The following is a 13,311-nucleotide window of genomic DNA, read 5'->3' on the forward strand; positions in this document are numbered from 1 at the left end:
GAGTTACCTAGTTACCTAAAGTTACCTAAGCTATCTTATAATCAGGTGTTTGTATAGGTAGGTAACTATAAAATATTACTTACCTATCCTACCTAAACGCTATAAAAAGGTAAGCAAGGTAAGCTTAGGTAACCTACTCTTAAATCATTAATGAGCAGATTGTCAGGTTTTTAGGTAGGCTAGGTAACTAGGTAAGTGTTTTTATAAAAAAATCATTGTGAATACTATGAATTGTACACAAGCAAAACAGATTTCGTTACTGCAGATTTTATATAAGTTGGGACATAAAGAAGTCTTTACCCGAACGAATAGGGGAACAACATATTATTGGTTTATCTCGCCATTCAGGTCTTCGGAGGCAAAGCCTAGTTTTTCGCTCAATAGCGAGTTGAATACCTTTTACGATTACGGTAATGGCATCTCTGGGACAGTCATCGACTATATCTGTGCTTATTATCACTGTGAAATTCCCAAAGCCCTTGAACTGCTTGACGATTTTGATTTTTCTTTTTCCCAGCAAAATATAACTAATGAATTTATTGCTGAGAAAAGAGAAAATAAGCTTGGAGAATATGAAATAACAGCTATCAATACAATAAAACACCCAGCCTTGGTAAAATACCTAGCTAAGCGCAAGATAGCCGCAAGTCTTTATTCAAAGTATCTTGTCGAGATCAAATACAATATGAATAGACGTTCTTTTTTTTGTGTTGCTTTTCAAAATGTCAACAAGGGTTATGAGGTTAGCTACGAATATAAAAAGAATGGCACCGATGAATTCATACGTGTAAAAACATGTCTTGTCTGTAAAGATATTAGCTTTTTTGCTAGGGGCAGTACGAGCGTGGTTGTTACAGAATCCTGGAGCGATTTCTTAGCGCTATTAACACTGTACCCAAAGATGGAAGATCGTAATGATTTTATTATTCTCAACAGTGTTTCTATGCGTGAACGATTAATCGATAAAATCAAACTTTTGAATTACTTGACGATTTATTCGGCGGTCGATAATGATCCGGCAGGCAATGATATTTTGAAAGTGCTCGTTGAGAATTTTGCCGATCGAGTGATTCCCCTAAATCCGTTTTATTCCGATTATAAAGATGTCGCAGAGTATCTTGAAAAGGAATGCAAATGATTACAAAAATTAGGATAGCAAGACATGGATAGAGTCCCTCTCAATAATATTGAGAAGGTCTTCTATCCGCTTGCTATCCTCAAACTGCACTTTGTTTAGTTATGAAGAAAAGAAAATTACATCCTGATGAAAAGCGGGTTTTTGAAGTAAAAATCCGCTTGAATATTGAAGAGAAACAAAAGCTTGAAAAGATTATTGATCTGACCAACACTCATGCTCCCGATATATTCAGAAAGCTGTTAATGAAAGGAAAGCTACCTGATGCGTCAGTTCCGCTTTTAGATATACAAACATACTACCAAGTGAGAAAGATCGGTCTGACCTATAATGCATATATGAAAGCGATTAATCAAAGCCGAATTACCGAGATAGATCAGCATATCGGCAAGCAGGTTTCGGAGATCTTAAATATAGTGCAAAATAAAATACGGAAGTTATGATTGCTATCCAACAAGTACACAGCTTCGCTGACGCACTGAAATACAATGAAAAGAAAATGAATTTGCAGGATGTAACCCAGCGCGCAGAATTATTGGATCATAATTTTTTAGACCCGACGAGTGAAGCTGTTTTGAAAGAGGTCAAAATGATCAACAGCCTGCATAGCGGTCGTATGAAGAATGACGGATATCACGTTGCCTTGAGTTTTTCAGAAAATGACAAAGTTTCGGACAAAATGCTTAAATCCATTGCAGATGATTATAAAAAAGGAATGGGATTTAGTGATGATCATTTGTTTTTGCTTTACAAGCATAACGATGGTGAGGATCATAAACATATTCACGTTCACCTTTTACTGCATCGGCTCTCCATTGATCCTGAAACGGGTAAAACAAAATTGGTCAGTGACTCAAATAATTATCAGCGTAGCGAGAAGTTGTCTCGGCAAATAGAGCAAAAGTATGGACTAGAGGTTGTGAAGTCATCAAAAGAAGCACAGGATCGAGCGCCAAATAAAGATGAGCTGGAAATGATCGAGCGTACTGGAAAACTTTCTGATCGGATGCTGATACAAGCGAAGGTTAAGATAGCTTTATCCGATGCCAATTCTTTGAATTCTTTCATCCATAACTGCGCTGAAAATGGAGTTTATCTACTGTTCAATCAGTCTACGACAACTGGCTTCATAAGTGGTGTAACCTATGTAATGGACAATGGATTTATAGCAAAAGGGCAAAAACTGGGAAACCAGTACAAATGGAATAACTTAAAAGACAGAATCAACTATGAACAAAGCAGAGATGGCGCAGCGGCTCGCTCAGCAAACAGTGAAACAAGAGCAAGATTTAAAGATATACTTGAAAAATCAAGTCGAGGAGCTGAAAATCAGCATCAAGAAATTATCAGAACTCCAAATAACGGTAACGGAGAACCAAGCCGTATTACATCAAAAGATGAATACGATGTCCAAAATGTCTACAACGGTAGATTTGACTCCAATTCTGGACGAAATGACAGAAGTGAAGAAACAGAACAAGAGATTGAAGAGGCAGTTTCTAATCAATTTTCTATTGGTGCAAGTGCCGTTATTAGCGGTCTTAGCGGCTTACTTGGTAGTGTTGGCGGTGACGAGGTAGATGAAGATGAAAAACGGCGAAAAAGAAGATTAAAGCGTTAAGCAGTACATAATTATATAATGCTATCATTATATAATTATATCATTGTAACACTATATAAATATATAATGTTACAATGATATTTTGAAGGTGTTTATTATTTAGCTTTCAATAAGTTCGGAGGGATTAGACACTTCAAAAATGAGAACTTTTGCAGCAGAATCGTTTGGTTGGAATGAAAGTGATTTTTCAACGGTTTTTTTGCCATCAATATAGAATTCAAACTTAGCCGTCAGTGGCGTGGCATTTTCGGTCAGATTGGTCGCTATCGTGGCAATGGAGAAAGTGCTAACAGGTGTTGATGTTTTAATGCTTTGACCGGAACTGCTAATCGGTGATATTTCCGCCTGGTGAATAATGCTTGCATCATGAACGATGGAAGGGGTTGAATTGATCCCTTCAAATCTAAAATTGTTAGGCAATCCGCCATCTATGCTGGCTACTTGTAACCCAAAGTTGGCACCATAGCTAGCGTAATTTGTTCCAAAGTTGATCTTTATTTCTATCACTTTTTTGACTGACTTTTGATCTTCAACTTCAGGATTGTCTTTTCCGCAAGCACTGAATAATAGGATCGTTGCAATAATTAGTAATTGATTGAATTTGTTCATATGAATTGAATTTGATAATATAGTTCTGTTTTATGATTTAGCAGCAGTAGCTACAGCCACTGCTTTTGTCCATGTAAAGTGGTCTGCCTCGAGTTTGAAAATGTATTTTCTGATGATTTGTGACTTAACGTTAATTGGTAAATTCGCAGGTCGATTAAAATCTTTGATGATGTGCTGATTGTCTTTCTTTTGTTCTGCCATATCCAGTATTTTAGTAACCAGATAGTTTTTCAGAACTTTTTCTTTCGGTTTTTTCTGCACTTGAAAACGTAATGCAGAACTGATCGAGAAATAAATCAAATTGAATGCTTTGGAGAGCGGATATGCTTCTGCTAAGTATTCAGATATTGAAAGGATTTCAAGATCGGTCAATGCTAGGTTTAGGTTTTCCTTTGCTTGATCATGTACATACTGGGATAGTTCATTATGGTATAACTCTAACCAAAAGAGATTGAGCTCATCGGCATTATAGATGCGTTGTGAAATGCAAGTTTTAATGTATTTACTGACCGAGTCTACTGTATCTTCTAAATTAAATCTCCATTTAGGTAGGTAAAAGGGGATTTTCGAAAGCTTGTCGTATCCTTTTAGTAGACGCACTCTTGTAGCAGTTAAGTCCTCGACAGGAACGAGGATATGTCGATCGATAAGCGCGTGTATTGATGCCAGGAGCTCAGGATTAAAGCTGCTGACATGTAATAATTCACTACGATTATTATAAGACGTGTGAACAAGATCAAAGCTAATTTGATTATCGCTGTAATTCATTAAATTATCATTATCAAATAGAATTAGCAGGTCAATAATGTCATTTAAATCGAGGGAAGTGATCTTTCTCTTTGTTGTAGCAAACGAATCGCAGTAGAATTTCCACCGCTCCAAAAACTCACTATTTTCTTTTTTCTCAGCATTAAGACGTATTTCGGTGCAATATTGGCACTCGCACAACTTTTGCTGTTCATCGTGCCAACAGTTTGGACATATGGCAACATTTTCTTTGTACGACGTTCTCCCTGGAACTTTTCGGTAGATATGGTGACCACAGATACATTTTTCGTTTGTCAGTTCGTATGGAAGGTTAACATATAGACTATTGTTGATCGGAGCATCAGGGAAATCCGCTTTTATTTTTTCAACCTGATCACCTCTTTCATAAGCTTTGATAATCCGCTTAACAATTTGTTGATCAATATATTTTAGCGCAATGCCGTTATGGGGATAATAAAATTGTTCCTGTGCCATATTCTGGTTTATTTCGAGAAATAAAAAAGGCGTGAAACTAAAATCGATCATAGACTGAGGCTTGCGACGGCCTGACAACCAGAAAGACTTAGCCCACGCCCATATAAGGCACGGGCGTAAGCCTATCGAAAGTTGGTTGTCAAATGAAGGTCGCAATTTCAGTCTAACCAATACGATAGCTTACGCTATTTCGTTCAAAAAATTAATGGTATAAATATACGGATTTACGGACATATTGGGGATTTTTTGTTGTCTTAGACGGTATAATCCATAAATTTGGAGATGCAAATTGTCGCCATTTCTGATACGCACGGAAAACATCGAGATCTAAATATCCCTGATGGTGACATTCTTATTCACGCGGGCGATGTTACTCGAGGTGGAACAAAAGAACAGGTCGTAGATTTTCTAAAGTGGTTTGCTGAACAAAAGCATACACACAAAATATTTATTGCAGGGAATCATGATTTCTTTTTTGAAGAGTCGGAGTCAAAAAAGATTAGCAGGATAATCCCTAAAAATATTATCTATCTAAATGATTCCGGTGTGGAGATTAATGATCTAAAATTCTGGGGTTCACCTATTACGCCGTGGTTTAATAACTGGGCTTTTAACCGTAATCGGGGTAGTGAAATTAAGAAGCATTGGGACTTGATTCCGAATGATACAGATGTGCTGATTACACATGGTCCTCCTTTTGGTATTTTGGATGAAACGGTTTATGGAAAAAGGACTGGATGTGAAGAATTACTTTTACGAGTCTATCAAGTGAAACCCCAATATCATATTTTTGGTCATATACACGAGGATTACGGAAATTTCACGAAGGGAGAAACAATATTTATCAATGCCAGCGTGTTAGATGACTGGTATGAGATGAAGAATAAACCAGTAATTTTAGATTTGTAAGGATGATAGATAAAAAAGAACCTATTTCAATGGTCGACGTTCAGTTTAAGAGTTTTGTAGATGCTAAGCGACCCCAAAACGAGGAAGTGCGTAAGCAATTGGATTTTGGTTATTCTTGGGATGGACAAACGGCTTTACTCTTTGAGATCAGACCCCAATGGAATAATCCAACAAATATTTTAGAACTACCGTTTGCCAAACTTCGCTTCATTAAATCTTCTAAAATATGGAAACTCTACTGGATGCGTGGATCAGGTAAATGGGAATCGTATGAACCGAATCCGGACAGCAATAGCCTACAAGAATTGCTTACAGAAATAAAGAATGACGCCTACGGATGCTTTTTTGGATAATAGACGTTAAAAAAAACTACCTCCGCATATCCTTTTTTGTGGCCTGACGATAGTATCGTTTACCATCTTTCGCGCCATCCCAAACGTCTGTAACGCCTTGGATTTTGATTGGAGGGTCTTTCTCTAGACGGATTAATTTTTTACAAACTTTCCTGAATGTTCTGTTCCATCGCCTTTTGTCTTGTTTTTCTGTTTCAGCTGTAGTGATGCCGAATATTTTAGTTTTTCTTACTGATCGAGACATGGTTGTTTTATAAGTTTTAAATCGTAGTCAAATGTATCAATGCAAAGATAAATATGCTTGATAGCTATCCAAATTTTATGCAATACCTCTAATCATAAATACTATCTTTCTTGTAACAAATATTTGCTAAATCTGTTACAGTACAATGGGGTTGTAAATTCTGTAAGTCTCTAAAAATAAGATAGAAAACAAAATTTCAAGATGATCACGTGGCGAGTTGTTTTTCGCTGGGACTGTAAGAATTTTGTAACCCTAAAAAATTCCTATGTCCAAGTTTCACGCGCTCATTTACAATTCGAATAAAGAAACATAATCTAAAGTATGTATATTTACACGAAACGCAGATTATTATGCCGAAGAAACCAATAAACAGATTGAAAGTGGTACTAGTAGAACAAGGCAAAACCAGCAAATGGCTTGCCCAGACGCTTAACAAGAACGAAACAACCGTTTCTCGTTGGTGTACGAATGAAGTACAACCGAGTTTGGATACTTTGTTGCAAATTGCTGCTTTATTAGAAGTTGATATTAAAGAATTATTGAATTCGAGTAAATAATGAGTTCCAAATCGAAAATAACACAGTCTCAATTAGAGCAATACCTGTCCAAAGCTGCCTGGATCCTGAAAGGTCCGGTAGACGCTTCGGACTTTAAAGTTTATATATTTCCCTTGCTATTTTTTAAGCGGATATCCGACGTCTATGATGAAGAGTTTGCTCTGGCGATGGCCGAGTCTGACGGCGATACTGAATACGCATCACTTCCCGAGTTTCACCGATTCGTTATTCCTGAAGGCTGCCATTGGAAAACCGTACGAGAAACCACAGACAATGTAGGGTTGGCTATAGAAAAGGCTCTGAGAGGAATAGAACAGGCCAATCAACAATACTTGTACGGAATATTTGGCGATGCACAATGGAGTAATAAAAGTAAACTATCTGACCGTTTATTAATTGATCTTATTGAGCACTTTTCACAATACGAATTATCTAACTCCAATGTAGAAGCGGATATACTTGGGAATGCCTATGAATATCTCATCAAGCATTTTGCCGACTTGACCAACAAGAAAGCTGGAGAATTCTATACGCCACGGTCTATCGTCCGTTTATTGGATCTCATATTGGACCCCAAAGCCAGTGAGTCGGTTTACGATCCGGCTTGTGGTACAGGGGGCATGTTGTTAGAATGTGTCGATCACTTACGCGAAAAAGAAGAAGATTACAGAACGCTTAAACTGTTCGGACAAGAGAAAAACCTGACATCGAGTGCCATTGCTCGCATGAATATGTTTCTACACGGTATGGAAGATTTTAAAATTGTACGTGAAGATACCTTACGAAATCCTGCTTTCTTTACCTCTGACGGTTTGCAAAAATTCGATTGTGTGATCGCCAACCCACCATTTTCTTTAAAGGATTGGGGAGCTGACAATTGGACAAATGATCCTTATGGCCGAAATATCGCGGGCGTTCCACCGAAAGGAAATGGCGATATGGCATGGGTGCAACATATGATCTCCTCCATGAACGATAAGGGTAGGATGACGGTTGTGTTACCTCATGGTGTTCTTTTTAGAAAAGCCTCGGAACAGCGGATTCGGAAAGCGCTTTTGGAAATGGATCTGCTGGAGGCCGTTATTGGGTTAGGACCGAATATTTTCTACGGTACACAGTTGGCCGCTTGTGTGCTGGTCTTCAAAAAGCAAAAGGAAACTAACAAGCAAAACAAGATTCTATTTATCGATGCTTCGGATCAAATCCGTGTAGGCAGGGCGCAAAACTTTTTGGAAAAGGAACATGTACAACAAATTTTTGATTGGTACCGTAATTTTCAGAACGTAGAAAACTATGTTAAAGTAGTCGATATGGAGCAAATTAAGGAGAATGATTACAATCTGAATATACCGTTATACATAGATAAGATCATAGAAGATAATCTGCCATCCGTAGAGGAGGCTATGCAACAGCTAAAAGAGGCTTGGGAAGAGAGTCAAGTGGCTGAAGAGAAGTTTAAAATACTATTAAACCAACATTTATCCTAAATTATGAATTCACATTTAAATGTATTCAATACATATACAAAGAAAGAACGTGTATATCAACTTGAGAATGACCTTACACGTGCTTTTGCTATTTGTATGCAAGAAGATGTTTTGTTTTTTTACGAAGTATTAAAAGCAGTACTCAATGATGATAAACAGCTTGATCTACTTTTAAGTAATACAGAAGTTGAAAATAAAGTAAATATTAACATACAACAGAATTCTTCAAACATAAATTCATATGAAAAAATTATTGCTGTATCATTATCTGAGTTCGAAATGAATGTGAATCATTTTTTCAATCAAACAAATTTGCATGAATACGATCCTATCTGTGATATAGTAATTGAGTTAAATGATATCGTTATAATAATAGAAGCTAAGCGTGATGGCGTAGATTGCAAAGCACAATTATATAATCAGGCTTATAATGTTGTTAAAAAGAGTAATGATATATCTAAGTTTAGTGAAATTGTAGAATCACGAGATTTAAATTGGAAGAAATTGATGCAAATAGCATCAAAGGTGTCTTCTTTTCAAAAGACAGTCGGTCAAATTAATCGTTTTACTTTAGATTTTATTAATTTAGTTAAAGGCCATAATCCTAATTGGTTACCAGAGACTCCGATTGCAGCCTTGACAGCTAATCAGGGGTTTGCTATTCGTAGAAGAATAGAGTCGGCTATAAATTATTTAGAGGTCAATGATGGTATTAAAAAATTAACCTATAATGATCGGTTAGGTATGGTTTTTACTAAACCTTGGGCTCAAGAGATATTATTTCATATTGCAGATGAAGGTCAATTGGTAGTTACTGTTTATGCAGGAAATACCAAGGCTCAGGGGTGGCATCTTTTCTCTAGGGAAGTAGAAATAGCGAAAACCTTAAATATTGAAGGTAAGGACTATGAATTACAGCAAGGTTATCATATAAAATTAACTTCATTTCAAAAATTCTTTACGGGTTTATGGTTTCGTGATACAGAGTTTAATAAGCCAGGTCTATATTCGAAAGAGAACTATTTTAACTTTACTGGTAGAAGTATTAAAAGTAAAGGGCAATGGACGGCTTTAGAACAACTATTTGATGAATATTTTCTGAGTAGTTACGATTGGAGAGCAAAACTAAATTGGGAGGAGAAGGTAATTAATACAAATAAATCACAATTCGATATTTCTTTTGGATATGAATTGTTTGTAGTTATTCCTTTTGAAGAATTAAAGATGATGGATGACTCAGCGACTAAATTAGATGGACTAGTGAATTTGATTCGAGCGAGTTACAAAGCTTTTGAAGAAGACTTAATTAAATAATGACACAACAACAATTAGAAAAATATTTGTGGGGTGCGGCCACCGCTTTGCGGGGTACGATTGATGCCGGGGACTACAAGCAATATATATTTCCGCTCTTATTCTTCAAACGTATCTGCGATGTGTATGATGAAGAATTTCAGCAGGCGTTAGCCGATTCTGACGGTGATTTAGAGTTTGCTGCTTTTGCGGAAAACCATCGTTTTCAAATTCCGAAGGGTACCCATTGGAATGATGTACGAGAAACCACTACCAATGTAGGTATGGCCATTCAACACGCTATGCGTGGTATAGAAAAATCTAACCCGGATGCATTGGATGGGATTTTTGGAGATGCGAGTTGGACCAATAAAAACCGTTTGTCGGATGCTACGTTGATTAATCTCATTGAGCATTTTTCGCAGCATACGCTCAATCTGGCGAACGTATCCGACGATAAATTGGGCAATGCCTACGAATACTTGATAAAGGAGTTTGCAGATGATAGTGGGCATACAGCAGCGGAGTTTTACACGAATCGGACAGTGGTCAAGCTGATGACTAAAATTATGGATCCGCAACCCGGAGAGTCGGTGTATGATCCCACTTGCGGCTCAGGAGGGTTGCTGTTGAATTGTGCCTTGCATCTGAAAGAAGAAGGAAAGGAATATCGCAACCTAAAATTATATGGACAAGAAATCAACCTGATCACCTCGGCTATTGCCCGGATGAATATGTTTATGCATGGGATTGAGGAGTTTAAGATTGTGCGTGGTGACACCTTGGCAGAGCCAGGATTGATTGAAAATGACCAGCTCAAAACGTTCAATGTCATCTTGGCCAATCCGCCATATTCCATTAAATCTTGGAACCGCGATGCCTTTGTTAACGATCCTTGGGGACGTAATATTTGGGGAACACCACCACAAGGATGTGCGGATTATGCTTTTGAACAACATATTCATAAATCTTTAGATCCAGAAAATGGAAGATGTGTTCAATTATGGCCACATGGTATTTTGTTTAGAGATAATGAGAAGAAAATTCGTATTAATATGATTAAAACGGATACTGTAGATTGTATAATAGCTTTAGGTAAGAATTTATTTTACAATTCCTCAATGGAGTCTTCTTTGTTAATTAGAAATACCAATAAACCTGCGCATAAGAAAAATAAAATTCTTCTTATCAACGCTAGTGAATTCATTATTGAGGAGAAATCAATTTCTTTTTTAAGTGAAGAACACATAGAAAGTATCTTTAAACTATATAAGGATTTTAAAGATGTAGATGGATTAGCTAAAATAGTTGATAGAGAAGATGTTTTGAAAAAAGATGGTTCTTTGTTAGTTTCTCATTATATAGATAATCATAGGGTTTCAAAGGTCCAAAATGATGAGGATTTTGAAACGCTTTATGAAAATTGGTTAAATTCTTCGGTTATTATGAATGATAACTTAACTAAACTTTTTAATGAGAATGCTTAATATTGATAAATCAAATTGGAAAAAAGTGTCGTTGTCGGATGTTATATATAAAACTGAAAACAATGATAAACTTAATGCTAAAAACTTGTTTAAAAAGTTTATTAAGGCTGAGCATTTAGATGCAGAATCTTTAAATATAAAAAACTTTGGCGACCAAGATAATGATGAATTGCCACCAACATTTTACAAAATATTTAAATCAGGTCAAATTTTATATCCTACCAGAAACCCACATCTACGAAGAGCTGCATTAGCACATTTTAATGGGATTTGTGGTGAAAAAACATTGACCTTATCAGTTAATGAAGATGTAGGTGATTATAGATTTATAGCTTTTCTGTTTCATTCTAATTCTTTTTATACACATACAACAAACTGTATTGTAGGCTCAACAAATCCGCATGTTAGATGGCGGGATGTAGCCAGCTACGAACTCCTTCTCCCTCCCAAAGAACAACAAGCCGAATTAGCTGATTTACTTTGGGCTATGGATGAGGTGATTGAAAAGGATTTGTCGCTAATGGAAAAGTATAAGGCTTATTATTTTAAATCCATTAATGAATTAACTTCAAGGAGAAACCAGTACTGTAATAAAGAATATGTGTTGTCTTCTTTAGGTGAAACATATAATGGTCTAAATGGAAAGACTAAGGGTGATTTTGGTGAAGGCGAAAGATATATTAACTATTTAAACGTCTATAAAAATTTTGAAATTGATGAGAATGAATATGATTTAGTAAAAATAAGTGGCTCTGAAAAGCAAAATCAAGTACGGTTTGGCGATATAATATTTACAGGTTCATCCGAGACACCAGATGAAGTTGGAATAACAGCAGTCGTTTTGAAAGACTTGAAGAATTATTATTTAAATTCGTTTTGTTTTGGCTTTAGGTTATTTGATTTTAAAAAACTGGATCCTCGATATGCCAAATTTTTATTCAGGAATAGTGAAATAAGACATTTTTTGAATTTAAGAGCTCAGGGCTCCACTAGATTTAATCTTTCTAAAACTGATTTAAAAAATAAATTAACTCTTTTCTTACCAGATATAGATAAACAGACAGAGATATTTAATCATTTGAATGATTTAGAGTCTAATATTTCTTTGTTAAGATCAAAGCTTACATCTTCAAAGACGCTCCAAAAAACCTTAATCAATCAAATCTTTTAAACCTTTAGCGTATGAAATTTGAGATATATTGTGATGAAAGCGGATTAGAAGCATTGAGCAACAAAGAAGCTCACGCGTATACGGGGATAGGCGGGATTTGGATACCCGCTGACCAACGTGTTGCGTTGAAAGAAGGTTTGGGCGCTATTAAAGCCAAATACAATATCCACGGAGAACTGAAATGGCAAAAAGTGTCGCCGGCTTATTTGAGTATGTACAAAGAGATTGTCGACTTTTTCTTTAATGCAGGCTATATCCGGTTTCGTGTTATTCTAGTTGAAGCAGAAAAGGTGGATCATATTCGCTTTAACAGCGCAGATGCGGAGTTGGGCTTTTATAAATTTTACTATCAGTTGCTACAGCATTGGATTTTTGATTTCAATGAATATGTTGTCTTTGCTGATTTGAAGCAAAATCGCAATAAGGGTCGGTTGAAAGAATTAGAAAAAGCTTTGGATAATTCTAATTACACGTCAGATATTACACAGGTACAGGGCTTGCCGTCACACGAGTCACTAGGTATCCAGTTAGCCGATATCCTTACCGGAATGGTAACGGCAAAGTTTAATAAGGAGTATAAGCCAGAGGCTGCAAAAGCGCAACTCATTCAATACTTGGAAGAAAAGTATCTTTCGCGCGAAATAGCACCTACGGCCAAATGGGAGGAAAAATTCAATGTATTCAAGATTAATCTTCAGGGAGGTTGGTAATGCGTTATAGGAAGATTAAATCATACAACATGACCGAGGAAGAATTGCGAGAGATATGGCGCATTGAATATTGCGAGTGTCTGATCAAGACGTTTGATGATATTGTCGTCCAATTTTTCGCCTCGATGTTTGATCATTGTTTTTTTGAAAGTGCCAACCGACAGGCAAAGGACAAGTCGCTAGTGTCATTGAACAGACTGGAGAAAATCTATTGGATTAAGGATGCGCTGCAGGATCCTGACGCGATACTGAAAGTAGGTTGGGACAGCAAAACGAAATCTTATGACGATAAAAGAAGGGTAACTTTGGTGAAAGGAAATTACATTGTTGTTATTGTCATATTCGCTTCCAAAAAAGCAAGGTTTATCACGGCCTACGAAGTGAATAATGATGATAACTTGAAGAAGATAATCGATGGACCTGATTTTGGGACATAAAAAAAAACGTTGATTTGCTGGTTCAACGTTCAAGACCTTTGTAGATTCCCTACCGA

The 13,311-nt window shown here is 36.5% G+C and carries 14 protein-coding genes; 12 read left to right on the top strand and 2 right to left on the bottom strand.

The window, feature by feature from the left end; translation table 11 throughout:
* Positions 1-226: 226 nt before the first annotated feature.
* From B0I21_RS14320 to B0I21_RS14330, 3 genes are all read left to right on the top strand, one after another.
* Positions 227-1,138, top strand: coding sequence for a toprim domain-containing protein (locus B0I21_RS14320; protein WP_243836163.1), 912 nt, complete (start codon positions 227-229; stop codon positions 1,136-1,138).
* A 101-nt stretch (positions 1,139-1,239) separates the two neighbouring features.
* Positions 1,240-1,578: a hypothetical protein gene (locus tag B0I21_RS14325; RefSeq protein ID WP_133641172.1), complete on the top strand. Its 339-nt coding sequence runs from the start codon at positions 1,240-1,242 to the stop codon at positions 1,576-1,578.
* On the top strand, positions 1,575-2,756 hold the full coding sequence (locus tag B0I21_RS14330) for a relaxase/mobilization nuclease domain-containing protein (RefSeq protein WP_133641173.1): 1,182 nt from the start codon (positions 1,575-1,577) through the stop codon (positions 2,754-2,756). Before B0I21_RS14325 ends, B0I21_RS14330 begins: the two co-directional genes overlap by 4 nt.
* Positions 2,757-2,855: 99 nt before the next feature.
* On the opposite strand, the gene B0I21_RS14335 is transcribed toward B0I21_RS14330, so the two are convergent.
* Together B0I21_RS14335 and B0I21_RS14340 are read right to left on the bottom strand one after the other, a co-directional pair.
* A complete protein-coding gene (locus B0I21_RS14335) occupies positions 2,856-3,365 on the bottom strand; it encodes a beta-barrel fold lipoprotein (RefSeq protein ID WP_133641174.1) in 510 nt (169 codons plus the stop codon).
* A gap of 30 nt (positions 3,366-3,395) precedes the next feature.
* Positions 3,396-4,607, bottom strand: coding sequence for a hypothetical protein (locus B0I21_RS14340; protein ID WP_133641175.1), 1,212 nt, complete (start codon positions 4,605-4,607; stop codon positions 3,396-3,398).
* Between the two features lie 282 nt (positions 4,608-4,889).
* Between B0I21_RS14340 and B0I21_RS14345 the strand changes: the two genes are divergently transcribed.
* The 9 genes from B0I21_RS14345 (at position 4,890) to B0I21_RS14385 (ending at position 13,255) form a co-directional block, all read left to right on the top strand.
* The gene (locus tag B0I21_RS14345) at positions 4,890-5,516 is read left to right on the top strand and encodes a metallophosphatase domain-containing protein (RefSeq protein WP_133641176.1); all 627 of its coding nucleotides are present in this window, start codon (positions 4,890-4,892) and stop codon (positions 5,514-5,516) included.
* A 2-nt stretch (positions 5,517-5,518) separates the two neighbouring features.
* Entirely contained in the window at positions 5,519-5,869 is a 351-nt protein-coding gene (locus tag B0I21_RS14350; RefSeq protein WP_133641177.1) for a DUF3024 domain-containing protein, read from the top strand.
* 594 nt (positions 5,870-6,463) lie between these two features.
* On the top strand, positions 6,464-6,670 hold the full coding sequence (locus tag B0I21_RS14355) for a helix-turn-helix transcriptional regulator (protein WP_133641178.1): 207 nt from the start codon (positions 6,464-6,466) through the stop codon (positions 6,668-6,670).
* Positions 6,670-8,157, top strand: coding sequence for a type I restriction-modification system subunit M (locus tag B0I21_RS14360; RefSeq protein WP_133641179.1), 1,488 nt, complete (start codon positions 6,670-6,672; stop codon positions 8,155-8,157). The genes B0I21_RS14355 and B0I21_RS14360 overlap by 1 nt, the downstream gene beginning before the upstream one ends.
* Positions 8,158-8,160: 3 nt before the next feature.
* A complete protein-coding gene (locus tag B0I21_RS14365; protein ID WP_133641180.1) occupies positions 8,161-9,471 on the top strand; it encodes a hypothetical protein in 1,311 nt (436 codons plus the stop codon).
* Complete coding sequence (locus B0I21_RS14370) at positions 9,471-10,937, top strand: type I restriction-modification system subunit M (protein WP_133641181.1); 1,467 nt, start codon at positions 9,471-9,473, stop codon at positions 10,935-10,937. The genes B0I21_RS14365 and B0I21_RS14370 overlap by 1 nt, the downstream gene beginning before the upstream one ends.
* Positions 10,924-12,108 (top strand): restriction endonuclease subunit S, encoded by a 1,185-nt coding sequence (locus tag B0I21_RS14375; protein ID WP_133641182.1) that lies wholly within the window; start codon positions 10,924-10,926, stop codon positions 12,106-12,108. The genes B0I21_RS14370 and B0I21_RS14375 overlap by 14 nt, the downstream gene beginning before the upstream one ends.
* An 11-nt stretch (positions 12,109-12,119) precedes the next feature.
* Entirely contained in the window at positions 12,120-12,818 is a 699-nt protein-coding gene (locus B0I21_RS14380) for a DUF3800 domain-containing protein (RefSeq protein ID WP_133641183.1), read from the top strand.
* A 29-nt stretch (positions 12,819-12,847) separates the two neighbouring features.
* Positions 12,848-13,255, top strand: coding sequence for a hypothetical protein (locus tag B0I21_RS14385; protein ID WP_133641184.1), 408 nt, complete (start codon positions 12,848-12,850; stop codon positions 13,253-13,255).
* The last annotated feature ends 56 nt before the right edge of the window (positions 13,256-13,311 follow it).

Origin of the sequence: Sphingobacterium paludis (assembly GCF_004364125.1) — a bacterium.
Lineage (GTDB): Bacteria > Bacteroidota > Bacteroidia > Sphingobacteriales > Sphingobacteriaceae > Sphingobacterium > Sphingobacterium paludis.